At 68.9% G+C, this 26,590-nt stretch carries 25 protein-coding genes; 23 read left to right on the forward strand and 2 right to left on the reverse strand.

The features are described 5' to 3' along the window. Positions 1–192: 192 nt before the first annotated feature. From AB0N02_RS05480 to AB0N02_RS05495, 4 genes are all read left to right on the forward strand, one after another. Entirely contained in the window at positions 193–1,185 is a 993-nt protein-coding gene (locus tag AB0N02_RS05480) for a homoserine kinase (protein WP_363943024.1), read from the forward strand. A gap of 465 nt (positions 1,186–1,650) precedes the next feature. After that, positions 1,651–3,705 (forward strand): transcription termination factor Rho, encoded by a 2,055-nt coding sequence (gene rho, locus AB0N02_RS05485; protein ID WP_363943025.1) that lies wholly within the window; start codon positions 1,651–1,653, stop codon positions 3,703–3,705. 298 nt (positions 3,706–4,003) lie between these two features. After that, the gene (locus AB0N02_RS05490; RefSeq protein ID WP_363943027.1) at positions 4,004–5,326 is read left to right on the forward strand and encodes a sensor domain-containing protein; all 1,323 of its coding nucleotides are present in this window, start codon (positions 4,004–4,006) and stop codon (positions 5,324–5,326) included. Between the two features lie 11 nt (positions 5,327–5,337). Next, entirely contained in the window at positions 5,338–5,982 is a 645-nt protein-coding gene (locus tag AB0N02_RS05495) for a response regulator transcription factor (protein ID WP_363943029.1), read from the forward strand. A 338-nt stretch (positions 5,983–6,320) separates the two neighbouring features. Here AB0N02_RS05495 and AB0N02_RS05500 read toward each other — a convergent pair whose 3' ends face one another. Then, positions 6,321–7,421, reverse strand: a complete 1,101-nt coding sequence (locus AB0N02_RS05500) for a hypothetical protein (RefSeq protein WP_363943031.1) — start codon at positions 7,419–7,421, stop codon at positions 6,321–6,323. 287 nt (positions 7,422–7,708) lie between these two features. Between AB0N02_RS05500 and rpmE the strand changes: the two genes are divergently transcribed. From rpmE to AB0N02_RS05595, 19 genes are all read left to right on the forward strand, one after another. After that, complete coding sequence (gene rpmE, locus AB0N02_RS05505) at positions 7,709–7,927, forward strand: 50S ribosomal protein L31 (RefSeq protein WP_363943033.1); 219 nt, start codon at positions 7,709–7,711, stop codon at positions 7,925–7,927. 108 nt (positions 7,928–8,035) lie between these two features. Next, positions 8,036–9,088: a peptide chain release factor 1 gene (gene prfA, locus AB0N02_RS05510; protein WP_363943035.1), complete on the forward strand. Its 1,053-nt coding sequence runs from the start codon at positions 8,036–8,038 to the stop codon at positions 9,086–9,088. Between the two features lie 9 nt (positions 9,089–9,097). Next, entirely contained in the window at positions 9,098–9,952 is an 855-nt protein-coding gene (prmC, locus tag AB0N02_RS05515) for a peptide chain release factor N(5)-glutamine methyltransferase (protein WP_363943037.1), read from the forward strand. 10 nt (positions 9,953–9,962) lie between these two features. After that, a complete protein-coding gene (locus AB0N02_RS05520; RefSeq protein ID WP_363943039.1) occupies positions 9,963–10,664 on the forward strand; it encodes an L-threonylcarbamoyladenylate synthase in 702 nt (233 codons plus the stop codon). A 106-nt stretch (positions 10,665–10,770) separates the two neighbouring features. Beyond that, positions 10,771–12,837 (forward strand): hypothetical protein, encoded by a 2,067-nt coding sequence (locus tag AB0N02_RS05525; protein ID WP_363943041.1) that lies wholly within the window; start codon positions 10,771–10,773, stop codon positions 12,835–12,837. A 16-nt stretch (positions 12,838–12,853) separates the two neighbouring features. Continuing rightward, positions 12,854–13,234 (forward strand): hypothetical protein, encoded by a 381-nt coding sequence (locus AB0N02_RS05530; RefSeq protein ID WP_363943042.1) that lies wholly within the window; start codon positions 12,854–12,856, stop codon positions 13,232–13,234. 239 nt (positions 13,235–13,473) lie between these two features. Further along, positions 13,474–14,739, forward strand: a complete 1,266-nt coding sequence (glyA, locus tag AB0N02_RS05535; protein WP_363943044.1) for a serine hydroxymethyltransferase — start codon at positions 13,474–13,476, stop codon at positions 14,737–14,739. Between the two features lie 57 nt (positions 14,740–14,796). Beyond that, complete coding sequence (locus tag AB0N02_RS05540; RefSeq protein WP_363943045.1) at positions 14,797–16,137, forward strand: MraY family glycosyltransferase; 1,341 nt, start codon at positions 14,797–14,799, stop codon at positions 16,135–16,137. A gap of 153 nt (positions 16,138–16,290) precedes the next feature. Continuing rightward, a complete protein-coding gene (locus tag AB0N02_RS05545; RefSeq protein ID WP_363943047.1) occupies positions 16,291–16,707 on the forward strand; it encodes a hypothetical protein in 417 nt (138 codons plus the stop codon). Between the two features lie 85 nt (positions 16,708–16,792). Continuing rightward, entirely contained in the window at positions 16,793–17,008 is a 216-nt protein-coding gene (locus AB0N02_RS05550) for an AtpZ/AtpI family protein (RefSeq protein ID WP_242675831.1), read from the forward strand. 67 nt (positions 17,009–17,075) lie between these two features. After that, entirely contained in the window at positions 17,076–17,870 is a 795-nt protein-coding gene (gene atpB, locus AB0N02_RS05555) for a F0F1 ATP synthase subunit A (RefSeq protein ID WP_363943049.1), read from the forward strand. Positions 17,871–17,934: 64 nt separating this feature from the next. Further along, the gene (gene atpE, locus AB0N02_RS05560) at positions 17,935–18,162 is read left to right on the forward strand and encodes an ATP synthase F0 subunit C (RefSeq protein ID WP_363943051.1); all 228 of its coding nucleotides are present in this window, start codon (positions 17,935–17,937) and stop codon (positions 18,160–18,162) included. A gap of 34 nt (positions 18,163–18,196) precedes the next feature. Continuing rightward, positions 18,197–18,745: a F0F1 ATP synthase subunit B gene (locus AB0N02_RS05565; RefSeq protein WP_363943053.1), complete on the forward strand. Its 549-nt coding sequence runs from the start codon at positions 18,197–18,199 to the stop codon at positions 18,743–18,745. Continuing rightward, on the forward strand, positions 18,745–19,554 hold the full coding sequence (locus tag AB0N02_RS05570; RefSeq protein WP_363943055.1) for a F0F1 ATP synthase subunit delta: 810 nt from the start codon (positions 18,745–18,747) through the stop codon (positions 19,552–19,554). The genes AB0N02_RS05565 and AB0N02_RS05570 overlap by 1 nt, the downstream gene beginning before the upstream one ends. Before the next feature lie 23 nt (positions 19,555–19,577). After that, positions 19,578–21,227, forward strand: a complete 1,650-nt coding sequence (gene atpA / locus AB0N02_RS05575) for a F0F1 ATP synthase subunit alpha (protein WP_363943056.1) — start codon at positions 19,578–19,580, stop codon at positions 21,225–21,227. Between the two features lie 3 nt (positions 21,228–21,230). Then, entirely contained in the window at positions 21,231–22,130 is a 900-nt protein-coding gene (locus AB0N02_RS05580) for a F0F1 ATP synthase subunit gamma (RefSeq protein WP_363943058.1), read from the forward strand. Position 22,131: 1 nt separating this feature from the next. Further along, a complete protein-coding gene (atpD, locus tag AB0N02_RS05585) occupies positions 22,132–23,559 on the forward strand; it encodes a F0F1 ATP synthase subunit beta (RefSeq protein WP_363943060.1) in 1,428 nt (475 codons plus the stop codon). Positions 23,560–23,623: 64 nt separating this feature from the next. Then, positions 23,624–24,031, forward strand: coding sequence for a F0F1 ATP synthase subunit epsilon (locus tag AB0N02_RS05590; RefSeq protein ID WP_363943062.1), 408 nt, complete (start codon positions 23,624–23,626; stop codon positions 24,029–24,031). A gap of 40 nt (positions 24,032–24,071) precedes the next feature. Continuing rightward, a complete protein-coding gene (locus AB0N02_RS05595) occupies positions 24,072–24,485 on the forward strand; it encodes a DUF2550 domain-containing protein (RefSeq protein WP_363943064.1) in 414 nt (137 codons plus the stop codon). A 350-nt stretch (positions 24,486–24,835) separates the two neighbouring features. Here the strand turns inward: AB0N02_RS05595 and AB0N02_RS05600 are convergent, their stop codons facing one another. Then, entirely contained in the window at positions 24,836–26,446 is a 1,611-nt protein-coding gene (locus tag AB0N02_RS05600) for a M4 family metallopeptidase (protein WP_363943066.1), read from the reverse strand. Positions 26,447–26,590 lie beyond the last annotated feature (144 nt).

Consider the following 26,590-nt stretch of genomic DNA (forward strand, 5'->3'; position numbering starts at 1 on the left):
GGGATCTCGCCCGCCCACGCGCGTCGCGGCGGCCGGGCCGCCGCGACCGCCGGGCGCCGTCCGCATCAGGTAGACCGTCTCGGATCAGGTAGATCCCGAATCAGGCAGATAGGAGGAGGGGCTTCCTCCCCGTGCCGCGCCGGGGGCCCCGCCTCACCACGGCCGTGCCGGGGGCCGCGCCCCAGATTCTCGATGACCGACAGCATCAAGGTCACCGTCCGGGTACCGGCGACGTCGGCCAACCTCGGCCCCGGATTCGACACCCTGGGGCTCGCCCTCGCCCTCTATGACGAGGTCGAGGTCAGCCTGGTCGACCCCGGTGGCGACCCCCGTTCCCTGAGCATCGGGATCGAGGTCACGGGGGAGGGCGCGGGCGAGCTCGACGACGGCGAGGGGCACCTCGTCGTGCGGACGATGCGCCGGACCTTCGACCGGATGGGGGTCCCGCAGCCGCGCGGCATCCGGCTGCGCTGCCTCAACCGCATCCCGCACGCGCGGGGACTCGGCTCCTCGTCGGCGGCGATCTGCGCGGGCATCCTCGCCGCGCGGGCGCTGGCCGGCACGCCGTACGCGGCCGTGCCCCACGAGGACGGGACGCCCGCCGAACATCCCGCCGGGCCGCCCGAGTTCACCGACGACGACGTCTTCGCGCTGGCCACGGAGCTGGAGGGGCATCCGGACAACGTGGCTCCGTGCCTGGCGGGCGGGCTGACCGTCGCCTGGACAGACCAGTCGAACGTTCCGCATATGCTGAAACTGGTTCCACACGCCGACATCAGGCCTGTGGCCGTTATTCCCAGGCACCGTCTCTCCACGGAGGTCGCCAGGGGGCTGCTTCCCGAGAGCGTGCCACACGCCGACGCGTCCGCGAACGCGGGGCGGGCGGCGCTGCTGGTGGCGGCGTTGACCACGAGGCCGGACAGGGAACTCCTGCTCGCCGCCACCGAAGACCGCTTGCACCAGGACTACCGCGCGCCTGCGATGCCGCAGACGGCGGATCTGGTACAACGTCTGCGCGGGATCGGCGTCCCTACGGTCGTCTCGGGAGCGGGTCCCACCATTCTTGCGTTTTCGACAGTGGATACGCAGGATTTGATCGCACCGGAAGTGGGTACTGATTGGCTCATCCAGCCACTGGATGTCGAAACCCGCGGTGCCTGTGTTGTCTCTCCCGAGACACGCTGATACCTCTTCGACCTTCAGGGAATAGCTGTGTGCGCTGGTGATGTTAGGCTGGTAGCCGCACCAGGTGCCCCCTTGTTGGGTGCGTGCTTGTCAGCCACACATCGCTGCTTCATGTCTCACTCCGTGGGGCATGAACGCCGCAGTGGCCTCCCCGAATCCGTCGCCTCCGAATGCTCCACATTCGGTTGGGGCAACGAGAGGCGGCGTTTGAGGGGACATGCGCGTTCGAACTACCTCGACATCTGGTTGCCGGTAGCAATCCGGGGGGTGTCCTCCAAGCCCCACCGTCGGCGAATCTCGATGGTGACGGCATGGATGTGCCCTTCTCCGACAGTGGCGGCGGTCCCCAAGGACCGCCGAGGATCGCGACGTGCAACCCGACCCGGTCTGTCCCACCGGGTCGATCGCACCACCGGGACGATTGGCTGATCATGGCCACGCCCGACCCCTGGGAAGGACCCATTAGTGAGCGACACCACCGAACTCCTCTCCGACGCCACCGGCGCATCGCCGGAGGCCGGCGACACCCCCACCCGCGCCGCGGCCAAGCCGCGCCGTCGCTCCGGTACCGGCCTGTCCGCCATGGTGCTGCCTGAACTGCAGGCCATGGCGTCCGGCCTCGGCATCAGCGGAACCGGGCGGATGCGTAAGAGCCAGCTCATCGCGGCGATCCAGGAGAAGCAGGGCGTAACCACCGAGAGCGCCCCGGCTCCCGTCGCCGTCAAGGAGACCCCGGCGGCCCCGGCCGCCGCGGCCGCCCCCGCTCCCACGGCGGAACCGGTCGCCGAGCGCCCGGTCCGCAGCCGGAGGGAACGTTCCCGCGCCGCTGCCGTCGTCGCCGAGCCGGTCGCCGAGCAGGCCCAGCCCGCGCCCGTGGCCGCCCAGGCCGCCGCGCCGGTCGCCGAGCCCGCCGCCCCCGCCGCTCCCGTCGTGGAGCAGCAGGCCGAGACGGGACAGGCCGAGAACCGCGCCGAGCGCGGCGAGAGCCGCCGCGAGCGCGGTGAGCGCCGGGGCCGTAACGGCGACCGCGGCGAGCGCGTCAACGACCGGCGCGAGCGCGGCGACGGCCGTGCCGACCAGCGCGCCGCCGACGCGGGCCAGAACCGCGAGCGCGTGAACGACCGGAACGACCGGAACGAGCGCGGCGACCGGGGCACCGACCGCGGTGACCGTGTGAGCGACCGCGGCGACCGTGGTGACCGGGGCGACCGTGGCGACCGGGGGCCGCAGAACCGTGGCCCGCAGGACCGTGGCCCGCAGGACCGCGGCGACCAGCACGGTGTGGACGACGACGACCGCCGTGGCCGTCGCGGCCGGTTCAGGGAGCGCAACCGCCGTGGCCGTGACCGCTTCGACAGCAACGAGCCCGTGGTCGGCGACGACGACGTCCTGATCCCGATCGCCGGCATCCTGGACATCCTCGACAACTACGCCTTCGTGCGGACCAGCGGCTACCTTCCGGGAGCCAACGACGTCTACGTCTCGCTCGCGCAGATCCGCCGGAACGGCCTGCGCAAGGGCGACGTCGTCACCGGCGCGGTGCGCCAGCCCCGCGACGGCGAGCGCCGCGAGAAGTTCAACGCCCTGGTCCGCCTCGACACGGTCAACGGCATGGACCCGGAGCAGGCGCGGCAGCGGCCCGACTTCAACAAGCTCGTCCCGCTGTACCCGCAGGAGCGGCTGCGCCTGGAGACCGAGCCGAACGTCCTGACCACCCGGATCATCGACCTGGTCGCGCCGATCGGCAAGGGCCAGCGAGGCCTCATCGTCTCGCCGCCCAAGGCAGGCAAGACCATGGTGCTCCAGTCGATCGCCAACGCGATCACCCGGAACAACCCCGAGTGCCACCTGATGGTCGTCCTGGTCGACGAGCGTCCGGAAGAGGTCACCGACATGCAGCGGTCGGTGAAGGGCGAGGTCATCCACTCGACCTTCGACCGTCCGGCCGAGGACCACACCACGGTCGCCGAGCTCGCCATCGAGCGCGCCAAGCGCCTGGTCGAGCTGGGGCACGACGTCGTCGTGCTGCTCGACTCCATCACCCGCCTGGGCCGGGCCTACAACCTGGCGGCCCCGGCCTCCGGGCGCATCCTGTCCGGTGGTGTCGACTCCACCGCGCTCTACCCGCCCAAGCGGTTCTTCGGCGCCGCCCGCAACATCGAGAACGGCGGCTCGCTGACGATCCTCGCCACGGCGCTGGTCGAGACCGGCTCCAAGATGGACGAGGTCATCTTCGAGGAGTTCAAGGGCACCGGAAACCTGGAGCTCAAGCTCAACCGCCAGCTCGCCGACAAGAGGATCTTCCCCGCGGTGGACGTCGACGCGTCCGGCACCCGTAAGGAAGAGATCCTCATGTCGAAGGACGAGCTCCAGATCACCTGGAAGCTGCGGCGCGTCCTGCACGCCCTGGACATGCAGCAGGCCCTGGAGCTGCTCCTGGAGAAGATGAGGGAGACCAAGTCCAACGCGGAGTTCCTCCTCCAGGTCCAGAAGACGACGGTCAGCTCCGACCGCGACTGACGGGATCGACAGGACTGACCGGACCGGCAGGTCCGGGAGGGCTGTGAGGGGCGTGAGGGCCGTGAGGACCTCGGCCGGCTCCGGCCGTGCCACCACCCCGCTGTACGACGAACGCCCCGGCCCCGCGGCCGGGGCGTTCGCCGTTCCACGGCCCTTGTGCGCCCCGTGTCTTCGGGATATCCATGAGTCAGGACGCCTGCCCGCCCCATGTCGCCGCGCCCCGGGGCCCGCAGGCCGGACGACCCGGGGCCGGCCTCCCGGGGACTTCGTGACCGTGACGTGCCGGGGCGGAGGGGGCATGACGGCCGAGACGGTGGTGGGCGCGCCCCCCGCGGAGCGGACGCCGCTGCGGCGGCGCGTCCCGCTGGGGCCCAACGGGCCGCTGGGCGTGTTCGTCGATCCGATGACCTGGCGTGCCGTGCCGTACCTCCTGCTGAGCGTGTTCTACGGCGCCGTCTGCTCCGCCGTGCTGATCACCGTGATCCCGATCTCGCTGACCCTGGTGGCGGTCTGGGCGGGGCTGCCGCTGTTCACGCTGACCATGCTGGCCTGGCGCGGTGCGGCGATGCTCGAACGCCGGACGCTCAGGCTGGCCTTCGGCACCGTGATCGCCGACCCCTACCGGCGCTCGGAGAGCCGCAACCCGTTCCTGCGCTGGAAGGACGTGATCGTCGATCCGGCGACCTGGAAGGACCTGCTGTACCTCGCGCTGCTGCTGCCGGTCGGCGCGGGGGAGTTCGTCGTCTCCGTGGCGCTGTGGTCCCTGGCGCTCGGGCTGATCGCCGTCGTGCCGATCATGCTGTCCGGAGCCGGACACCTGTCGGTCGCCGCGGGAGTGTCGGTCGACAGCGTGGCGGAGGCGCTGCCGTGCCTCCCCGCGGGGCTGGGCTTCCTCTGCGCCGCGCTGTACGCGACGCGGGGGATGGCGTGGCTGCACGCGTCGCTCGCCGTCGTGCTGCTGGGCGAGGGGAAGAAGAGCGTGCTGCTGGCCAGGGCGGCCCACCTGCGCGCCAGCCGGGCGCGCGGGGTCGACGCGGCCGAGGCGGAACGGCGCAGGATCGAGCGCGACCTGCACGACGGCGCCCAGCAGCGGCTGCTGTCCGTCGCCATGGACCTCGGCCGCGCCCAGGCCAAGATGGACAGCGAGCCGGAGATCGCCCGGCGACTCCTCGCCCAGGCCCACGCCGGGACCAAGGCCGCCATCGCCGAGCTGCGTGACCTCGCCCGGGGCATCCACCCGGCGATCCTCACCGACCGCGGCCTCGACGCCGCGCTGTCCTCGCTCGCCTCCCGGGCGCCGGTGCGGGTGCACCTGTCGGTCGAGATCTCCGACCGGCCCCCGGCCGCGGTGGAGAGCATCGCCTACTTCGTCGTGGCCGAGTCCCTGACCAACATGGCCAAGCACGCCGAGGCCACCGAGGCGTCCGTACGGGTCAGCCACCGTGACCGGCGGGTGGTCGTCGAGATCCGCGACAACGGGGTCGGCGCCGCGGTGCCGCGCCCCGGGGGAGGCCTGGCGGGCCTGGCGGACCGGGCCGCGACCATCGACGGCGTCCTCAGCGTGGACAGCCCGCCCGGCGGCCCGACCCTGATTCGCGCCGAACTGCCCTGCGAGTGGTGAACACTTGGGGCATGCGAGTGGTGATCGCCGAAGACTCCGTGCTGCTCCGCGAGGGGCTGGCCATGCTCCTGGCCGACGGCGGGATCGAGACCGTCGCCGTGGCCGGGGACGGTCCCGGGCTGGTGTCCGCGGTGACCGAGCACGATCCCGACCTGGCGATCGTGGACGTCCGCATGCCGCCGACCCACACCGACGAGGGGCTGCGCGCGGCGCTGCGGGCCAGGGAGCTGCGGCCCTCGCTGCCGATCCTGGTGCTGTCGCAGTACGTCGAGGAACGGTACGCCACCGAGCTGATCGGCGGGGGCGCCGCGGCCGTCGGTTATCTGCTCAAGGAGCGGGTCGCGGACGTGTCCGACTTCCTCGACGCGGTGCGCCGGGTCGCGGCAGGGGGGACGATCATCGACCCCGAGGTGATCGCGCAACTGCTCAACCGCTACCGGCGAGACGATCCGCTCGACTCGCTGACGGCCAGGGAGCGCGAGGTTCTGACCCTGATGGCGCAGGGCCGCTCCAACACCGCGATAGCCGGCCGCCTGGCCGTCACCGACGGTGCCGTGGAGAAGCACATCTCCGGCATCTTCGCCAAGCTGGGCCTGAGCCCGGCCTCCGACGACCACCGCCGGGTGCTGGCCGTACTGGCCTATCTGGGGCGGTGAGAGGTCCGGGACGCCGGGGCGGTGAGGGCATCCGGAAACGGGAGAGCGCCCGGCTGCGGACGCCGCCGGGCGCTCTTTCGTTCCCGCCTCCTGCCTGTCGCCGTCTGTACGGCTTGCGCCCGGGGTTGGGGACGCGAGGCGTGCAGCGCGGTCTTCGGGCGCCGTGACGGGGTCACGGTGCCGTTCGGCGAGGTGATGCGGTGGTGCGATGGTGCGATGTGGTGCGGTGTGGTGCGTGGTGTCCGTGTCGCGGTCTCGCGGTTCCGCTCAGGTGAGGTCGCGGCTCACACGAGGGGCCATGAGGGGCGCGTACCGCTCACGCCATGGCGTCCGGCCGTTCAGCGGACGTCGACGAACTCGGCACCGGAGGTGGCCGCGTAGGTCTTGCTGGTTGCCGGGAGCCTCGCGCGCCAGTAGGCGTCGAACTTCGGCTTGACGGTCTTGCTGAACTTGCCCTTGGCGTTCGCCTTGGTGAAGGAGAGGAACTTCCAGCTGGAAGTGCCCTTCTTCTTGTAGTAGAGCTCGACCATCTTGCCGGAGTAGGCCGAGCTGCCCCGGTAGGCGGTGCCGAACAGGCGGATCGACTTGCCCTTCTTGACCTTGTTCGCGCTGACGTCGAAGGCGACCTTGGTCTTGCTCTTCTTGGTGCTGGACTTGCCGGCCTGCACGTAGAAGGTGTCGGCCCGCTCGTACTTGACGCTCTCCTTGCCGCGCCCGGCGGTCAGCTCCAGCGTCCAGTTGCCGGTGGTGAAGTCGCTGTCGAACCAGGTGTCCTGGTACCAGGTGTTGGCGCTGTTGCCCTTCTCCAGCGTGAGGTCGACGGAGTCGTTGCCGTCGTTGCTGAAGAGCCTGGCGGAGACCGAGGAGGCGCCGAGGACGGTCGCCTTGACGGCCACCCTGGTGTCCTGGCCCGGGGTGACGACGACCGGGTCGGTCACCGCGGAGCTGACGTACTTGACCTGCGGGTCAACGGCGACTTCCTGGCAGCTGTCCTTGGCCGCGGCCCCGTCACGGGTGACCGCCAGCCGGAGCTGCCACTTGCCGTCCTTGTTGTCCTTGGTGATCTTGAAGTTGCCCTTGACCTTGACCTCGGCCGGAGGCGTCGTGGTGGCGGGCGGGTTGTCGATCTGCGCGACGATGGCCTCGTTCCAGCCGGTCTCGCCGGGGCGCTGGAAGTCCGCCTTGATGCCCGTCACGTCCTTGACGAGCGCTCCGTTGGCAAGCTTGTACGGGGCCTTGATGGTGGCCTCGAAGCCGACGGTGATGTCGTCCTTGAGCGGGACGTATGCCTCTTCGAACTTGATGTCCGAGACGTCGGTGGTGGTGAGCGCGCAGGCGGCCGCCGCAGTCTTGGAGAGGGCGGACTGGGTGGCGAGGGCTGTCGCCGTACCACTGGCGAAGACGACGGCCCCCGTTGCGGCTGCCAGAAGCAGTCGCATCCCGTTCCTCATCATTGGTCCCCTTACTCGGGTAAAAATAATGGTAAAAGTTACGGTTTGGGCACCGGAGCCTAGTGGTACGGGTGTGACTCGTCTACAGAACCAGGTCATGGCCTCCCGGGAATGTCCTGTGGCCTGGGGTGGTTGGAGCATCTGGCACACTGGTAGCCGAACCGCAGCGGTTCCGGTTCCCGCCCGCGCGCACCCCGTGTGCTACAGCGCGCAAGCCGCACAGGCGAGAGACAGTGGCGACCCGGCGACCGCGCCTTGGAGAGGACTGACAGGACATGAAGCCCGACATTCACCCGGAGTACATCACCACCGAGGTGACTTGCACGTGCGGTAACACCTTCACCACCCGTAGCACCGCCAAGAACGGTGCGATCCACGCCGACGTGTGCTCCGCCTGCCACCCGTTCTACACGGGCAAGCAGAAGATCCTGGACACCGGTGGCCGGGTGGCGCGCTTCGAGAAGCGCTTCGGCAAGAAGTCCACGGGCCAGTAGCTCGCTCCCGACGCCGGCTCGGAACCACCCCTCATTCTCCGGGGGTGCCCGGGTCGGCGTTCGTGGTGATTAGGCAGGCTTCGTAAGGACTTCGAGGAAGGACGCACGGTGAATCTCGACGAGCTGCTCAGTGAGTATGCCGAGCTGGAACTCAAGCTCGCCGACCCCACCGTGCACGCCAATCCCACCCAGGCGCGCACGTTCGGCAGGCGTTACGCAGAGCTGACCCCGATCATCAACACCTACCGGGAGCTCGAAGGCGTCCAGAACGATCTGGAGACCGCCAGGGAGCTGGCCTCCGAGGACGAGGCCTTCGCGGAGGAGGCCAAGGAGCTCGAGGCCCGCGTCCCCGAGCTGGAGGACAAGCTCAGGCACCTGCTGATCCCGCGTGATCCCAATGATGACAAGGACATCATCATGGAGATCAAGGCGGGTGAGGGCGGCGAGGAGTCGGCGCTGTTCGCCGGAGACCTCCTGCGGATGTACCTCCGCTACGCCGAGCGGGTCGGGTGGAAGACCGAGCTGATCGACGCGACCCACTCCGACCTGGGCGGATACAAGGACGTCACGGTCGCGGTGAAGGCCAGGGGCGACGACGGCGTGTGGTCGAGGCTGAAGTTCGAGGGCGGCGTGCACCGGGTGCAGCGCGTGCCGGTCACCGAGTCGCAGGGGCGCATCCACACGAGCGCGGCCGGCGTGCTCGTCTACCCGGAGGCGGAGGAGGTCGACGTGCAGATCGACCCGAACGACCTCCGTATCGACGTCTACCGCTCCAGCGGCCCCGGAGGGCAGAGCGTCAACACCACCGACTCGGCCGTGCGGATCACGCACGTCCCGACCGGCGTCGTCGCCTCCTGCCAGAACGAGAAGAGCCAGCTCCAGAACAAGGAGTCGGCCATGCGCATCCTGCGCGCCCGCCTCCAGGCCATCGCCGAGGAGGAGGCGAACGCCGCCGCCATGGCCGAGCGCAAGTCCCAGATCCGGACCGTCGACCGCTCAGAGCGCATCCGGACCTACAACTTCCCCGAGAACCGCATTTCCGACCACCGCGTCGGCTTCAAGGCCTACAACCTCGATCAAGTACTGGACGGCGACCTCACCGCCGTGATTCAGTCCCTGCTCGACGCCGAGATGGCGGAGAAGCTCGCAGACCACTCATAGAACGCGCCCATGACCTTTCTGCTGGACGAGATCGCCCTCGCCACCGCCCGGCTCGCCGAGGCAGGTGTGCCGTCGCCGCGCACGGACGCCGAGGAGATCGCCGCGTTCGTCCACGGAGTACGGCGCAGCGAGCTTCACAACGTCACGGACGCGGAGTTCGACGCGCTCTTCTGGGAGGGCATCGCCCGGCGCGAGGCTCGCGAGCCGCTCCAGCACATCACCGGGCGCGCGTACTTCCGCTACCTGTCCCTGGAGGTCGGGCCCGGTGTCTTCGTGCCGCGCCCGGAGACCGAGGTCGTGGCGGGCTGGGCGATCGAGCGCCTGAGGGAGATGGACGTCGCCTCACCCGTGGTCGTGGACCTCGGCACCGGATCCGGCGCCATCGCGCTGTCCATCGCCCAGGAGATCGCACTGGCCACGGTGCACGCCGTCGAGGTCGATCCCGAGGCCTACAGCTGGGCCAAACGCAACATTCTGGAGCACGGGCAGGGGCGCGTCCACCTGCACCCCGAGGACCTGGCCGACGCCCTGTCCGAGCTCAACGGGCAGGTGGACCTGGTCATCTCCAACCCGCCCTACATCCCGCCCGGCGCGATCCCCCGTGATCCCGAGGTGCGCGACTACGATCCGCGTCGCGCGCTGTACGGTTCGGGCAGCGACGGCCTCGACGAGGTCAGGGCGGTCGAGCGCACGGCCAGGCGGCTGCTGCGCCCCGGAGGCTTCGTCGCCGTCGAGCACGCCGACGAACAGGGAACACCGGTCTATCTGATCTTCCCCGAGGACAACGGCTGGCGCGACGTGCGCAGCCGTCAGGACCTCACTCGCAGGGACCGCTTCGTCACCGCCCGTTTCGGCCAGGAATAGGATGGTTGTTGTGAGCCGACGCTATGACTGCTCAGACCCCGATCAGCGAGCCATGGGTTTGGCCGACGTGGTGATAGCCATACCGAAGTACGAGCTGGTGGTCTTTCCCACCGACACCGTCTACGGGGTCGGGGTGGACGCTTTCATACCGCCCGCCGTCACGGCGTTGCTCGATGCCAAGGGACGTGGGCGCGACATGCCCCCGCCCGTGCTGGTCGGCACCGTGCGCGCGGCCACCGCCCTGGTGGAGAACCTCGGCCCGTACGGCCAGGACCTCATCGACGCCTTCTGGCCCGGCCCGCTCACGCTGATCTGCCGCGCCAATCGGTCACTGTCGTGGGACCTGGGCGATGCCAAGGGCACGGTGGCCCTGCGGATGCCGCTGCACCCGCTCGCCCTCGAACTGCTCAAGCAGACCGGCCCACTGGCCGTGTCCAGCGCCAACCGCTCGGGCGCCCCCGCGGCGACCACGGCCGCCGAGGCCGAGGAGCAGCTGGGCGACTCCGTGGGGGTCTACCTCGACGGCGGCCCGACCGCCGGCAACATTCCTTCCACGATCCTCGATCTGACCACGGCGGTGCCGCGGTTGCTGCGCCGCGGGGTCATCCCGGTGGAGAAGCTGCGCGAGGTGGTCGGCTACGTGGCGACGGACGGTGATCCGGACGCGGAGCCGAAGGGGGAGACGAAGGAGGAGCCGGACTCCGGCAACTGACAATGGATCATCACGTATGCCAGTGATCCATACTGTCTGATTATCATCGTGACGCGGGGCTGGAGCCCCGGTACCTTGAGGTGGCCGACACTTCCGGGAGACGTCCATGGGCAAGTTAGACGGAATGGACCCCAAGCTGGTCCGTGATCTGCTGTCGGAGGTACGCCAGGCGGCGGAACACATGCGGAATGCGGAGGGGCGGGTCGCCCGTCTGCTGAGCGCCGCGGGTCTGTCCTCGCAGACCACCCACCGACCCGTACAGGTCGCCGACGCGTGTGACGTGATGGTCCGTGACGTCTCCTCCCGCGTCGAGCTCCTGGAGAAGCGGGTCAAGCAGGAGGGCGGGTCCCAGGCGGGACCCGCCGCCGCCGGGGACAGCCGGAGCGGGGATCACAAGGTCGAGGACGGCAAGGCCGGCGACCACAAGACCGGTGACGGCAAGACCGGTGACGGTAAGGCCGAGCATCACAAGGCGGACGACCGTAAGGCCGGTGACGGCAAGACGGAGACGTCCAAGGTCTCGGACGCGAAGGCGGAGGCCCCGAAGGCGGAGGCCCCGAAGGCGGAGGCCCCGAAGGCCGAAGGCGCCGGGACGGGAGAGTCCAAGGGGACGCACGCGAAACCGGACACGCCGAAGGCCGAGGACCTCAAACCCGCGGTTCAGTCCGACGGCGGCCACCGTGCCGGGGACCAGTCGACGGACAACGCACCCAGAAACGATCAGAAGCCCCACACGTCGCCGGATTCGAAGCCGGAGACAGGATCCGACCCCAAGCCCGATTCGAAGCCTGAGAGCGGCTCCAAGGGCGACGAGACGTCCCCCCGGGACGGCCATTCCTCCTCCGATCGTTCCGGTGACGGTTCGTCGCAGGGGCGGCATGACGTCAAGGGCGACACCGGCTCGAAGGCCGATGCCGATCCCAAGGGGGACGGTGGTTCGAAGGGTGATGAGCGCTCTCCCCGGGAGGGTGGTTCCTCCTCCGATCGTTCCGGCGATGGTTCCTCGCAGGGGCGGCATGAGGTCAAGGGCGGCGCCGATGCCGATGCCAAGGGCGACACCGGTTCGAAGGCCGACGCCGATCCCAAGGGGGACGGTGGTTCGAAGGGTGACGAGCGGTCTCCCCGGGAGGGTGGTTCCGGCTCGGATGGGGCGGGTTCCGGTGGTTCGGGAGACGGTTCGTCGCAGGAGCGGCCGGACGCGAAGGGCGGCGCCGACGCCAAGGGCGATGGTGGTTCGAAGGGTGATGAGCGCTCTCCCCGGGAGGGTGGCTCCGGCTCCGATCGTTCCGGTGACGGTTCGTCGCAAGGGCAGCATGACGTCAAGGGCGGCGCCGACGCCAAGGGCGACAGCGGCTCGAAGGGTGACGAGCGGTCTCCCCGGGGCGACGACAAGATCCAGATCATCGACACCCCGCAGAAGGACCACCCTGACGACGTCGACCAGACAGGCACGAAGGGGCCGCAGGTCGTCCAGGTGGGCGGCGTGAAGATGCTGCAGATCCCGCTCGACTCGCCGTCGGCGGCGCAGGTCGGGGAGTTGCTGAACCACATCGAGGACATCCCGTTGCTGGACGCGCCCGGGGGCGACGGCACGGGCTCTTACCAGCCCGGTCAGATCGAGCCGGATCAGTTGGGGGCGCTTCAGCCTTCGGCTCCTCCGCTCGATACCGTCGCGCCTGCTCTTGATCAGCCGTCTCATTCCACGGGTGCGGTTCAGCCTTCGGCTCCTCCGCTTGACACTGTCGCGCCTGCTCTTGATCAGCCGTCTCATTCCACGGGTGCGGTTCAGCCTGCGGTTCCTCCGCTCGATACCGTCGCGCCCGCTGTCGACCAGCCGTCCCATTCCACGGGCACGAGCGGGCAGACGAGCACCCAGGCGGTCGGGACCTTCTTCGACGGCGGCGGCACGGATTCGACGGGCACGCACACGGGCGGGAGCCAGTCGGCCGAGGCCCGTTCGGCGGGGACGCACACGAGCGGGACCCGCTCGGCCCCGGCGGACGACGGGATGCTCGCGCGGTGGGCGGCCGAGGCGGACGGTACCGTCTCGAAGCATGCGCCCGCGCCGGATCCGGACGTGCTCAAGACGCTCGCGAACGACGCGAGCGAGGTCAGGCCGCTGGACGAGCCGAGCGTACGGCTGCCCGGCGGCGGCCAGTCGGGTGTGAAGTGAGTGTGAGGAGCCTGTGATGTTCGTGGACCCGCCCGCGCCGCAGCCGTTGCAGCCGGGGGAGACCCCTCCCGCTTCGGGAACGCCCGGTTTCCCCTCTCCCGACGCGGCCGTTTCCTGGGAGTTCAACCCGGACTACCAGAAGCTGGTCATGATGTGGCGACAGGTCCTTCCCACGCTTGACAGGCTGACCTCAAGCCTGGACAAGGCGTACGAACTGGCTAGGAGCAAGGACGTCTGGGACGCCCCGGTCTCGGGGCGTTACGTGGAGGAGATGGCCCAGTGGCGCACCCGCCTTGGCCTCTACCGGCAGGCGATCCTCACCTCGATCAGTGATCAGGCGGCCGACACCCCCCGCTGGATACCCGTCAACGCGGGGGCTCCGCACGCGTTCTCCTGACCCTCTCCCGGCCCCCTCTCCCGACCTCCCGGCACCCTCTCCCGACGCTGTCCTTCTCCGCCGTCTTCTCCGCTCCGGGGGCGGGGAGGACGGATCGTGGGCGTTCGACGGCGCCGCCCTCCCGATCCGGAAAACCCCGCCTCGGCCGGACAAGCGTCGGACAAACCCTGCCCTGGCGTGGGAAAAGCGGTGAGGACGGGCATACAGTGGGGTGAGTCGTCATCCCCGGGATGTGAGTCATGGGTGCTGAGACGTACTACGGGCCCGACTTCGGCCTCCTGCAGAGGCAGGATCCCGAGATCGCGCAGGTCCTCACCGACGAGCTCGACCGACTCTGTGACGGCGTACAGCTCATCGCCAGCGAGAACTTCGCCTCGCCCGCCGTGCTCGCCGCGCTCGGATCGACGCTGACGAACAAGTACGCCGAGGGATATCCCGGCAGGCGTTACTACGAGGGCTGCGAGGTCGTGGACCGGGCCGAGCGGCTCGCCATCGACCGGGCCAGACGGCTGTTCGGCGCCGAACACGTCAACGTGCAGCCGTATTCGGGCGCCTCGGCCAACCTGGCCGCATACGCGGCGCTGCTGCAGCCGGGCGACACCGTGCTGGCGATGGCGCTGTCCCACGGCGGTCATCTCACCCACGGTTCCAAGGTCAACTTCTCGGGCCGGTGGTTCGACGTCGTGGCGTACGGCGTCCGCAGGGACACCGAGCTGATCGACTACGACGAGGTCAGGGAACTGGCGCTGCGCCACCAGCCGAAAATGATCATCTGTGGCGCCACCTCCTACCCCCGCGAGATCGACTTCGCGGTCTTCCGGGGAATCGCCGACGAGGTCGGAGCCTGGCTGCTGGCCGACATCGCGCACACCGTCGGGCTGATGGCGGGAGGAGTCATGCCGTCCGCGGTGCCGTACGCCGACGTGGCGACCTTCACCACGCACAAGACGCTGCGCGGTCCGAGGGGCGGCGGCATCATGTGCACCGAGGAACTGGCGGCCAAGATCGACCGAGCGGTCTTCCCGTTCATCCAGGGCGGCCCGCTCATGCACGTGGTGGCGGCGAAGGCGGTGGCGTTCGGCGAGGCGCTCCGGCCCGAGTACGCCGAGTACGCCCGGCAGGTGGTGGACAACGCCCGGGTACTGGCGGACGGGCTGTCGGCCGAGGGCATGCGGCCGGTCTCGGGAGGCACCGACAGTCATCTGGCCCTGATCGACCTGCGGGACACGGGGGTCTCCGGCGCGGTCGCCGAGCGGCGGTGCGCCGCCGCGGGCATCACGCTCAACCGCAACGCCATTCCCTACGACCCCGAGCCGCCCACGGTGACCTCGGGCATCAGGGTCGGCACCCCCTGCGTCACGACCCAGGGGATGGGCGTGGAGGAGATGAAGGAGGTGGCCTCGTTGGTCGCACAGGTCATCCGCAACCCGGACGCCATAGCCGAAACCAGGGTGCGGACCAGGGAGCTGGCACGCGTCCATCAGATATATCCCAGGGAACTATAAGACGTTCTGTCAGGTTTTCCGGTCACAGACGGCCGGACTATCAGCGAAACTAGGTCCGTGCGCGAATACCTACTCATGGCACTGGTCGCGGCAGCGGCGACATACCTCCTTGTCCCCCTGGGCCGCGTGTTCGCCATCCGCATCGGGGCGATGCCGGAGGTCCGTGACCGGGACGTGCACACCATCCCGACCCCCAGACTCGGCGGCCTGGCCATGTACGGCGGGCTCGTCGCGGGCCTGCTGGTCGCCAGCCGGCTGCCGTACGCCGGGAGCAAGCTGGCCGAGGACGCGCTGGGCGGCGGCAGGACCGCGATCGCGCTGATCGCGGCGGGCGGGCTGATCACGCTCACCGGCTTCCTGGACGACTGGTGGGGGATGAGCGCCCTCATCAAGCTGGCCGGGCAGATCGGCGCCGCGGGCATCCTGGTGGCGTTCGGCGTCAGCCTGCCGTGGCTGCCGCTGCCCATCGCGCTGGGCGGCCCGATCATCCTCGACTCCACGCTCAGCCCGTTGATAACGATTCTGGTCGTGGTCGTCGCGATCAACGCGGTGAACTTCGTCGACGGGCTCGACGGACTGGCGGCGGGCATCGTCGGCATCGCCGCCATGGCCACCTGGAGTTACTCCATCGTCCTGTCCAAGGACTACGGCAACACCAGCATCAACGTCACGGCGGTCGTCGCCTCGGTGCTCATCGGGGTGTGCCTGGGCTTCCTGCCGCACAACTTCCATCCGGCGAAGATCTTCATGGGGGACACGGGGGCGATGCTGATCGGCCTGGTCCTGGCCTCCACGATGATCACCATCACGCCGCTCGACTCGACCGCCATCAACAACTTCCCGGTGATCCTGCCGCTGGTCGTCCCGGTCGCCATCCTGGTGCTGCCGCTGCTCGACCTGATCATGGCGGTGGTCCGGCGCACCTCGAACGGCCTGTCGCCCTTCGCCCCCGACCGGGGACATCTGCACCACCGGCTGCTGGACGTCGGGCACTCGCACCGGCGCACCGTCCTGATCATGTACGCCTGGACGTTCCTGTTCGCCTTCGCGGTCGTCGCGATGTCCATGGAGGGCGTCCCGTTCATCCTGTTCCCGCTGACCGTGCTGCTGGCCGTCGTGGTGCTGGTGATGATGGCGCTGCCGCGCTGGCGAGCCCGTAAGGGGGGTGGAGCGCACGGCGCGGGCCGTCACTCCCGCGACGCCGAATCCGAATCCGAACCCGTCCCCGCTTCCGGGCCCGTCGCCGAATCCGTCTCCCCGCGGGTCTCCCCGCTCCCGCAGCGGACGCCGGCTCCCCGGCCCGCGTCGGGCGACGACACGGCGGTGCTGTCCGCACTGCCTGACCTGTCACTCACCGCGCCCACCCCCGGTTTCTCGAATCCTGAGACGCTCCCGTGAGCATCCTCCGGAAACTTCTTGATCGTTTACTTGAAACGGCAGGTAAAGGCGCTCTTCCATGAGCTTGTGATAGCTTTCACTAGCAGCGGCTCGGTTTGGGTGAGCCCTGTAAGGTAGCAATCGCTCGCTTGATAACAGTTACTTGGAGTGCCGATGCAGGCCGACGACGTGCGCCTCCTCAAGGGAGCCGCGATACCCACCGTCCTGGTGGGTCTGGTCGTTGTTCTCGTCGCAACCCTGGTGGCCGGAGGTAAGGGCGCACTGGGGGCGGCGATCGGAGTCCTGGTCGTCTGCGTGTTCTTCACCGCCGGCCTGGTCGCCGTCTCCTTCGCGAGCCGCGTCTCACCGATGGCCATGATGACGGCCGCGGTCGTGGGCTACGCGGTGAAGATCCTCGCCGTCATGGCGCTGCTCAAGGCCTTCGAGGACGCGACCGCGTTCGAGCCGAGGGCGTTCGGATGGGCCGCCATCGCGTGCACCATCGCCTGGACCGTCGGTGAGATCCGGGGCTTCATGAGGCTGAGAATCCTCTACGTCGAGCCCGGCGGAAAGCCCCCAGGGTCCCGGTGAACGGCGATGAGGCGTAGGATCCAAGCGGGCGTTGTCCGGCCCGATATGACTAGTCCTCACGGCGACTGCTATCGTCATGCCCGCGATGAGCGAGAAGAAAATCCGGCCCGAGGACGACGGCCGCGACTTCGCCAGCGCCGCCTGGTCGATCCCCAGCTATCTCCTCTCCGGGATGATCCTGTACGGCGGCGCCGGCTGGTTGCTGTCCAAGTGGACTGGCGTGATCGCCTTCACTCCGATCGGGTTGATCCTCGGTGTCGCTCTGGCCGTCTACCTGGTCTATCGGAAGTACGGTCGCTAGCCCTCGGCGGCGGTCGCCTCGCCAACGAAGTCATCTTGATTCACTACCACGCTGAAGGGAACGCCGCGTGAGCACGCTGACGCTCCTCGCTTCCGGGGAAGACCAGTTCACGCCCCCGGGCCTCGAACTGTTCGACTCCGCCCCGATCATCTCAGGCGTCGACTGGTTCACCAAGCCGGTGCTGCTGGCGCTCCTGAGCACGCTCATCGTCGTTGTCTTCTGCTGGTCCGCCTTCGCCAAGCCCAAGCTGGTGCCGCGGGGTGTGCAGAACGTCGGTGAGATGGGCTACATGTTCGTCCGCGACCAGGTCGCCCGGCCGTTCCTCGGCAAGGACGCCGACCGGTGGATGGGCCTGCTGCTCAGCATCTTCTTCCTCGTCTGGATCTGGAACCTCATGGGGGTCATCCCCATCCTGCAGTTCCCGGTCGCCTCGCACATCGCCTTCCCGATCGTCCTCGCGGTCACCATCTACGTCCTGAAGATCTATCTGGGCGTCAAGCACCAGGGCGCGATCGGCTACTTCAAGAACATGATGTTCCCGCCGGGGCTGCCCAAGCCGATCTACGTGCTGCTGGCCCCGATCGAGTTCCTCTCGAACATGATCATCGCGCCCTTCACGCACGCGGTGCGACTGTTCGCCAACATGTTCGCCGGCCACATCATCCTGGCGTTCTTCAGCCTGGTCGGCTTCTGGTTCCTCTTCGAGAAGCTCACGCCGCTCGGTGCCCCGCTCGGCGTGGTCGGTGTCGTCATGACGATCGCCATGACCGGCTTCGAGATGTTCATCCAGTTCCTGCAGGCGTTCCTCTTCGCGATGCTCGCCGCGATGTACATCGGCAACTCGCTCCACGCCGATCACTAGACCATCCTCGAATATCCAGACCGGTGGAGAGAATTCCACTGGCCGACCAGTAAAGGAAGAGACAATGAGCGTCCTCGCTGAGGTCACCGGCTCCCTCGGTTCCGTCGGTTACGGCCTTGCCGCCATCGGCCCGGGCATCGGCGTCGGCATCATCTTCGGTCAGGGTGTGCAGGCCATCGCCCGTCAGCCCGAGGCCTACGGCCTGATCCGTCAGAACATGCTGCTCGGCTTCGTTCTGACCGAGGCGCTGGCCCTGATCGGCCTCGTCGCGCCGTTCATGTTCGGCCAGTAAGACGCAGAAAAACCACTGACGGAAGGCTGCACCAATGATTCAGGCAGCTTCGCTCCTCGCGGCGGCTGAGGGTGCCAACCCTCTCCTGCCGCACCCCTACGAGCTCGTCGTCGGCGTCTTCTCGTTCTTCGTTGTACTCATCGTCGTCGGCAAGATCCTCACCCCGCGCATCCAGAAGACCCTGGCCGAGCGGACCGAGGCCATCGAAGGCGGAATCCAGAAGGCGCAGGACGCCCAGGCCGAGGCCCAGGCGCTGCTCAAGCAGTACAAGGACCAGCTCGCCGAGGCTCGTCACGAGGCGTCCCGCCTGCGTGAAGAGGCTCGTGAGCAGGGTGCGCAGATCAAGGCCGAGCTCCGCGAGGAGGCGCAGGCCGAGGCCCGCCGCCTCGTCGAGGCCGCGCACGCCCAGATCGAGGCCGACCGCCAGCAGGCGTTCGCCCAGCTCCGTGCCGAGATCGGCCGCCTGTCGGTCGACCTCGCGGGCCGCATCGTCGGTGAGTCCCTCGAGGACGAGGCGCGCCAGCGCCGCACCGTCGACCGCTTCCTGGAGGAGCTCGAGTCCAGCAGCGCGGCGGTCCGCTGATGCGTGGTCTGAGCAGGGCTTCGCTGGCCGAGGTCGAAGAGCGCTTCAACGCCGTGGCGGGAAGCGCGGACCTCGGCTCGCTGGCCGACGAGCTTTTCGCGGTCGCCGACCTGTTCGACCGTGAGCACGGGCTCCGCCGTTCCCTGTCCGACCCGGCCCGCCCGGCGGCCCAGAAGGCACAGGCCGTACGGGTGCTGCTGGAGGGCAAGGTCAGCAACGCCGCCCTGGAGACGGCCGTTCAGGCCGTCTCCGCCAAGTGGTCGCGCTCGGGCGACCTGGCCGACGCGCTCGAGCACCTCGGTGTCGTCGCCGCCGCGGCCGAGGCCGAGGCGCAGAGCCGCCTCGACGACGTCGAGGACGAGCTGTTCAGGTTCGGGCGCATCGTCGCCTCCAGCCTGGAACTGCACCGGGCCCTGACCGACCCGGCCGTCTCCGAGCAGGCCAAGCGGGAGCTGCTGGGCTCCCTGCTCGACGGCAAGGTCGCCCCCACCACCCTCCGTCTGGTGACGCAGCTTGTGCTGCATCCGCGAGGACGTAGCCTGGACAGAGGGTTGGACGAGTTCGGCAACCTGGTCGCCGCGCAGAGGCAGCGCCTCGTCGCGGTGGTGCGCAGCGCTGTCGAGTTCTCCGAGGAGCAGAAGCGGCGTCTGGCCACGTGGCTTCGCGCATCCTACGGCCGCGACGTTCATCTGAACGTCGAGGTGGACCCGCGAGTGCTCGGAGGGTTCTCGGTGCAGGTCGGGGACGACCTCATCGACACCACCATCGCGGGACGAATCGAAGAAGTCCGCCGCCGGTTGGCCGGCTAGGCGAATAGGGAGACTGAAGAGAGATGGCGGAGCTTACGATCCGGCCGGACGAGATCCGGGACGCGCTTGAGCGCTTCGTCCAGGCGTACGAGCCGGAAGGCGCCGCGCGCGAGGAGATCGGGACCGTCGTCGACTGCGGCGACGGTATCGCCCATGTCTCCGGCCTTCCCTCGGCGATGGCGAACGAGCTGCTTGAGTTCGAGGACGGCACGCGTGGCCTGGCACTGAACCTGGACGTCCGGGAGATCGGTGTCGTTGTTCTGGGCGACTTCAGCAAGATCGAGGAGGGCCAGTCGGTCCGCAGGACGGGCGAGGTCCTGTCCGTGCCGGTCGGCGACGCCTTCCTCGGCCGTGTGGTCGACCCGCTGGGTGTTCCGATGGACGGCAAGGGCGCCATCGAGTCCGAGGGCCTGCGCGCCCTCGAGCTCCAGGCCCCGTCCGTGGTCCAGCGCCAGCCGGTGAAGGAGCCGCTGCAGACCGGCCTCAAGGCGGTTGACGCCATGACGCCGATCGGCCGCGGCCAGCGCCAGCTGATCATCGGTGACCGTGGCACCGGCAAGACCGCCATCGCCGTGGACACCATCCTCAACCAGCGGGAGAACTGGCTCTCCGGCGACCCCGACAAGCAGGTTCGCTGCGTCTACGTCGCGGTCGGTCAGAAGGGCTCCACGATCGCCCAGGTCAAGGGCCGCCTCGAGGAGGCGGGCGCGATGGAGTACACCACCATCGTCGCCGCCCCGGCCTCCGACCCGGCCGGTTACAAGTACCTCGCGCCCTACACCGGTTCGGCCATCGGCCAGCACTGGATGTACCAGGGCAAGCACGTCCTCATCGTCTTCGACGACCTGACCAAGCAGGCCGACGCCTACCGCGCCGTCTCGCTGCTGCTGCGCCGCCCGCCGGGCCGTGAGGCCTTCCCCGGCGACGTCTTCTACCTACACTCCCGTCTGCTGGAGCGCTGCGCGAAGCTGTCGGCCGACCTGGGTTCCGGCTCGATGACCGGTCTGCCGATCATCGAGACCAAGGGCAACGACGTCTCGGCGTTCATCCCGACCAACGTCATCTCCATCACCGACGGCCAGTGCTTCCTCGAGACCGACCTGTTCAACTCGGGTGTGCGTCCGGCCATCAACGTCGGTGTCTCCGTCTCCCGAGTCGGTGGCTCGGCGCAGATCAAGGCGATGAAGAAGGTCGCGGGTACGCTCCGTCTGTCGCTGTCGCAGTTCCGTGACCTGGAGGCCTTCGCCTCCTTCGCCTCCGACCTGGACGCGGCCTCCCGCGCCCAGCTGGAGCGCGGCCAGCGCCTGGTCGAGCTGCTCAAGCAGCCGCAGTACACCCCGTTCCCGGTCGAGAAGCAGGTCGTCTCGGTCTGGGCCGGCACCACCGGTGAGCTCGACGACGTCCCGGTCGAGGACATCCGCCGCTTCGAGGAGGAGTTCCTGGACTACCTCGCCCGGGAGAAGAAGGGCGTCTTCGACGGCATCCGCGAGACGAAGGACTTGTCGGATGACACGGTGACGACTCTCAAGGACGCCATCACCGACTTCAAGAAGACCTTCGAGACCTCCGCGGGCGAGCTGCTGGTCAACGAGGAGCCGGTCGCCGCGCTCGGCGCGGACGAGGTCGGCCAGGAGAAGATCACCAAGCACGTCCGCTCGGCTGAGAAGAAGTAACCGATGGGTGCCCAGCTAAGACTGCTGCGGCGGCGGATCAAGTCGGTCAGGTCCACGGCGAAGATCACGCGCGCCCAGGAGCTCATCGCCTCGTCGCGCATCGTCAAGGCGCAGCAGCGGATGCAGGCGGCCGTGCCGTACGAGCGGGAGATCACCCGCGCCGTCACGGGCGTCGTCAGCAACACCAGCAGCGTCGACCATCCGCTGACCGTGACGAAGGAGCGGCCCACCAAGGCCGCGGTGCTCATCGTCACCAGCGACCGTGGCTTCTGCGGTGGCTTCAACGCCAACATCCTGCGTGAGGCCGAGGCCCTCAGCACGCTGCTGAAGGGCAGGGGCATCACGCCGCTGCCCTTCGTGGTGGGCCGCAAGGGCATCACCTGGCACACCTTCCGCGGTCGTGAGATGGGCGGGCAGTGGTCGGGGTTCTCCGACAACCCGGCCTACGTCCACGCCAAGCAGATCGCGGACACGCTGATCGAGGCGTTCTCGGCGGAGGACGGTGTGGACGAGATCCACATCGTCTCCACGGGGTTCGTGTCGATGCTCACGCAGGAGGTCGCGGTCAAGCGCATCCTCCCGCTGGAGATCGAGGAGACCACGGACAAGCCCGACACGCCGCTGCCGTACTTCGAGTTCGAGCCCAGCGCCGGCGCCGTGCTCGACTCGCTGCTGCCGCGCTACGTGGAGTCGCGCATCTTCAGCGCGCTGCTCCAGTCGGCCGCCTCCGAGCACGCCTCGCGTCGCCGGGCCATGAAGTCGGCGACCGACAACGCCAACGAGCTGATCCGCGTGTTCACCATGCAGATGAACCAGGCTCGCCAGGCCGAGATCACCCAGGAAATCAGCGAGATCGTCGGTGGCGCGAACGCGCTGGCTGACGCCGCAGCGGGGAAAGAGTGAAATGACTGCACAGACTGTTGAGACCGGCGTGGGCCGCGTCGCGCGGGTCACCGGTCCCGTCGTCGACGTGGAGTTCCCCGTCGAGGCGATGCCCGAGATCTACAACGCGCTGAAGGTCGACGTCGTCCTCGCCGGGGAGACCAAGACCCTGACCCTGGAGGTCGCCCAGCACCTGGGTGACAACCTGGTCCGCGCCATCTCCATGCAGCCCACCGACGGCGTGGTCCGCAACGCGCCGGTGACCGACACCGGCGCGGCCATCTCCGTGCCGGTCGGCGACGTCGTCAAGGGCCACGTGTGGAGCACCCTCGGCGAGTCCCTGGACGTGCCGACCGCGTCGCTCAAGATCGAGGAGCGCTGGGGCATCCACCGTCCCTCGCCCGCCTTCGACACCCTTGAGTCGCGCACCGAGATGCTGCCCACCGGCATCAAGGTCATCGACCTGCTCACCCCGTATGTGAAGGGTGGGAAGATCGGTCTGTTCGGTGGCGCCGGTGTCGGCAAGACCGTTCTGATCCAGGAGATGATCCGCCGCGTCGCGCTGAAGTTCTCGGGCACCTCGGTGTTCGCGGGCGTCGGCGAGCGCACCCGTGAGGGCAACGACCTCTGGCTGGAGATGGAGGAGGCCGGCGTTCTCAAGGACACCGCCCTCGTCTTCGGCCAGATGGACGAGCCGCCGGGCACCCGTCTGCGCGTGGCGCTGTCCGCCCTGACCATGGCGGAGTACTTCCGTGACGTGCAGAAGCAGGACGTGCTTCTGTTCATCGACAACATCTTCCGGTTCACCCAGGCCGGTTCCGAGGTCTCCACCCTGCTCGGCCGTATGCCGTCCGCGGTGGGTTACCAGCCGACCCTGGCCGACGAGATGGGTGTCCTCCAGGAGCGCATCACCTCCACCCGCGGTCACTCGATCACCTCGATGCAGGCGATCTACGTTCCCGCGGACGACATCACCGACCCGGCCCCGCACAACGCGTTCGCGCACCTCGACGCGCAGACCGTTCTGTCGCGGCCGATCTCGGAGAAGGGCATCTACCCCGCGGTGGACCCGCTCGACTCCACCTCGCGGATCCTCGACCCGCTGATCCTGGGCGAGGAGCACTACCGCGTGGCCCAGGAGACCAAGCGGATCCTGCAGAAGTACAAGGAACTGCAGGACATCATCGCGATCCTCGGTATCGACGAGCTCTCCGAAGAGGACAAGGTCACCGTCAACCGGGCCCGTCGCATCGAGCGCTTCCTGTCCCACCCGATGTACGCCGCCGAGGCGTTCACCGGTCAGCCTGGTGAGTTCGTGCCGCTGGACGAGACGATCGCCTCGTTCAAGGGCCTGTGCGCCGGTGACTACGACCACCTGCCCGAGCAGGCGTTCTTCATGGTCGGCGGCATCGAGCAGGCCATCGCCAAGGCCAAGGAACTCGCCCGCTAGTCGCCTTCGGCACCGGTACGGCCACGGCCGTGCCGGTGCCTGGTTCGAAAGGAACTTCAGGAAAGTGGCGAAGCTGCGAGTAGGTGTCGTCTCGCCGGAGCGTGAGATCTGGTCGGGCGAGGCCGACATGGTGATTGCCAAGACCATCGACGGCGAGATCGGTATCATGCCTAAGCACGCGCCCGTGCTCGGCGTCCTCGTCGAGGGCGGCGTGCTGACGGTCAAGCGTGGCGACGGTGAGTCCGACCTCGTCGCCGCAGTCCACGGAGGGTTCCTCTCGGTGGCGGACAACGAGGTGTCGATCCTGGCCGAAATGGCCGAGCTCGGCTCCGAGGTGGACGTCGCCGCGGCCAAGGACGCCCTCCAGCGGGCGCAGGCCTCGATCGAGGCCAACCAGGAGGACGCCGACGCCGCCGTCGAAGCCAAGCGCGCCAGAGCCAGGCTGCGCGCGGCCGGCGAAGAAGTCGGATAAATTCTGCTTCTGAGCGGTACCGGTTGTTGGGGGCGGAGACATGGTGGTGCTGGACGTACTCATCGTGGTGACGCTGCTTGTCGCCCTCCTCGCCTCCCGCGTGCTGATCCTGACCCGGTCCCGGGGCTCGGTGCTGTGTTGCCTGCGCCCCACGTCGGGTGAGCGAGGCTGGCGGGTGGGGGTGGCTCGCTATGCCGACGGCCATCTCAACTGGATTCCGCTCGTAGGTCTGCTTCCAAGGCCGCGCCACGTGATCGTGAGGCGCGGCCTTGTCGTTTCCGGGCGCCGCAGGATCGGCCCCGACGAGTTCTACGGGTTCATCGAGGGTGTGACGGCACTGGAGTGCCGCAGCGGGCAGAACGCCTTCGAACTGGCCATGGGCTACCGTGCGCTGACCGGCTTCGTCGCCTGGCTGGAGTCCGCCCCGCCCAGCGCCTATCTCGACGTCGCCTGACCTCTCCTGGCCCGCTCGGCGCCCCCGGACGGGGCTTCGGGCGGCCTTCCGGCCGGGGTTCCGCACGAACACGAATGGCCCGGACCGATGTGGTCCGGGCCATCCGGCGTTCTGCCCGGCGGCGGGCGCTCCGGCGTCTCCCTCCGGGAGGGGCTGCGGGTGTTGCTCGTCCGGAGGGACGCGGGCCCGCCAGGCGGCACCCCAAGGAGTGAGATGCGGGTGTGTCACTCCTTGAACCCCGGGGCCGCCGGTGAACCGGGACCGGGCGCCGTCACCGAGACAGTCGGCGCCGGCCCGGCCGGGCGGTGCTCGGCGCCGGGTTCACCGTCGCCGGCATCCGGTGTCCCGCCCTACGGGCAGGTGGGCTCGCCCGACTGCGCCGGGACGTTGACCGCGCTCCACGCGGCCTTGACCGCGTTGAACTCGACGCAGCTGCCCGAGAACAGCGACTTGGCGGCCTTCAGGGTCGCCACACGAGCCTTGGCGTGCGTCCAGGGGGCGGTCTTCAGGTTGAGGCCGCCCTGGAAGATCTTCCCGGCCTTCTGGATGCCGATGCCGGTCAGGCTGGACGGGCCGGAGCAGACGGGGCTGGTCGGCTTGCCGCCGCCGGGGTTGGTGCCCTCGGCGAGCAGGTAGAACCAGTGGTTCTGCGGACCCGCGGCCTTGTGCACCTCGGTGCTGGGGATGGAGGAGCTGTAGCAGTTGGGGTCGCTCTTGAGGGACGGGTTGTACATGTAGCGGATCGGGCCGCTGCCGACCAGGTTGACCTCCTCGCCGACGCTGTAGTCCGGCGGGTCGTAGGCGTTGTTGGCGTATGCCTCGGTGAGGGCGCCGAAGATGTCGCCGGTGGACTCGTTCAGACCGCCGGCCTCGTTGCCGCTGCCGGCACCGCCGGAGCCGGAGAACTGGAAGATGGCGTGGCCGTACTCGTGGGCGACCACGTCGATCGGGGTGGCCTGCTGGTTGTTGGCCTGGTTGTGGCCGAAGTTGGTGTAGGAACCGTTCCAGTAGGCGTTGACGTCGCCGAGGCCGACACGCGCGGGGTAGGCGCCGCCGCTGCCGTTGAAGCCGTTGCGGCCGAGCCAGCTCTTCAGCAGGTCCCATTCCTTCTGGGCCGCGTAGAGGGCGTCGACGCAGGCGGTCTCCAGGTTGGTGCCCGAGCCGTTGCCCCAGGAGTCGGTGCTCTTGGTGTAGGCGGTGCCGCCCTGGCCGCCACACCGCAGGCCGGGCCTGGTGGTGTCGGTCAGCGAGTACGAACCGGCCGAGCCGGAGGTCTGGATGGTGACCGGGTTGCCGTTGTAGAAGCTGTTGCCGGTTCCCTCCCTGACCTCGTCGACCTTGTCGATGACGGCGCCGGTCTGCGCGTCGACGTACACGTGCAGCACGCTTTCGGCGCTCTCGGTGCGGCCGGTGAGCGACACCTCCCAGGCCAGCCTGGGCGTGTCGGTGGCGGCGTGCACGACCAGCACGGGCTGGGCCGCGGTCTCGACGGTCGTGAGCTCGCCACGGGCGGTCGCCGCGGCCGCGTCCGCGGCGACGGTGGCCTTGGTGTCCAGGGACAGCGTGGCGGTCTGGCCCGAGACGACGTCCTGCACGCGCTCGCCCGACCGGTCGGTGGAGACGATCACGTCGCCGCCGTAGACCGGCAGGCCACGGTAGGTGCGCTTGTAGTGCACGTACTGGAGACCGAACGTCCCAGCGACGGTCCTGTCCTGGACGAACTTGTCTTCGGCTGCCTTGTGCAGTGCCCGCGACTGCGACGCCAGCGTCCTGTCGGCGTTGGCGATCGCGCGCTCACGGCTCTGGGCGTCCGGCGGTGCATAGGCGGAGCCCGCGGTGAGGGAGGGATCGGTCGAGCCGCTCCGCTGGGCGTAGGCGCCGGTCGCGCTCGTGAGCGCGGAAGTGGCCAGGGCGGCGACCGCCAGTACGGCGATGCCTCCCAGCCTTGTCTTGGACCTCACTAGGGGTGACTCCTCTCACAAGTCCCACGAGGGGGGAAGGGACTAGCTGGGAGCCATGGCCGGCCAGGGCTGCACTAAAGGTGACATGTGGGAGGAAGGTTGACAACCCCCGTCAACCCATAGCATTTGCGTATGTCAAGTCAG

The sequence above is a fragment of the Streptosporangium sp. NPDC051022 genome (assembly GCF_040683035.1).
Lineage (GTDB): Bacteria > Actinomycetota > Actinomycetes > Streptosporangiales > Streptosporangiaceae > Streptosporangium.

Coding starts and splice junctions, on each gene's coding strand:
- atpE (WP_363943051.1), top strand. CDS start 17,935: ATGAGCGTCCTCGCTGAGGTCACCGGCTCCCTCGGTTCCGTCGGTTAC.
- glyA (WP_363943044.1), top strand. CDS start 13,474: ATGGGTGCTGAGACGTACTACGGGCCCGACTTCGGCCTCCTGCAGAGG.
- AB0N02_RS05500 (WP_363943031.1), bottom strand. CDS start 7,421: ATGCGACTGCTTCTGGCAGCCGCAACGGGGGCCGTCGTCTTCGCCAGT.
- AB0N02_RS05545 (WP_363943047.1), top strand. CDS start 16,291: ATGCAGGCCGACGACGTGCGCCTCCTCAAGGGAGCCGCGATACCCACC.
- atpD (WP_363943060.1), top strand. CDS start 22,132: ATGACTGCACAGACTGTTGAGACCGGCGTGGGCCGCGTCGCGCGGGTC.
- AB0N02_RS05495 (WP_363943029.1), top strand. CDS start 5,338: ATGCGAGTGGTGATCGCCGAAGACTCCGTGCTGCTCCGCGAGGGGCTG.
- AB0N02_RS05490 (WP_363943027.1), top strand. CDS start 4,004: ATGACGGCCGAGACGGTGGTGGGCGCGCCCCCCGCGGAGCGGACGCCG.
- AB0N02_RS05565 (WP_363943053.1), top strand. CDS start 18,197: ATGATTCAGGCAGCTTCGCTCCTCGCGGCGGCTGAGGGTGCCAACCCT.
- AB0N02_RS05530 (WP_363943042.1), top strand. CDS start 12,854: ATGTTCGTGGACCCGCCCGCGCCGCAGCCGTTGCAGCCGGGGGAGACC.
- atpA (WP_363943056.1), top strand. CDS start 19,578: ATGGCGGAGCTTACGATCCGGCCGGACGAGATCCGGGACGCGCTTGAG.
- rpmE (WP_363943033.1), top strand. CDS start 7,709: ATGAAGCCCGACATTCACCCGGAGTACATCACCACCGAGGTGACTTGC.
- AB0N02_RS05525 (WP_363943041.1), top strand. CDS start 10,771: ATGGGCAAGTTAGACGGAATGGACCCCAAGCTGGTCCGTGATCTGCTG.
- AB0N02_RS05580 (WP_363943058.1), top strand. CDS start 21,231: ATGGGTGCCCAGCTAAGACTGCTGCGGCGGCGGATCAAGTCGGTCAGG.
- prmC (WP_363943037.1), top strand. CDS start 9,098: ATGACCTTTCTGCTGGACGAGATCGCCCTCGCCACCGCCCGGCTCGCC.
- AB0N02_RS05550 (WP_242675831.1), top strand. CDS start 16,793: ATGAGCGAGAAGAAAATCCGGCCCGAGGACGACGGCCGCGACTTCGCC.
- AB0N02_RS05595 (WP_363943064.1), top strand. CDS start 24,072: ATGGTGGTGCTGGACGTACTCATCGTGGTGACGCTGCTTGTCGCCCTC.
- AB0N02_RS05570 (WP_363943055.1), top strand. CDS start 18,745: ATGCGTGGTCTGAGCAGGGCTTCGCTGGCCGAGGTCGAAGAGCGCTTC.
- AB0N02_RS05480 (WP_363943024.1), top strand. CDS start 193: ATGACCGACAGCATCAAGGTCACCGTCCGGGTACCGGCGACGTCGGCC.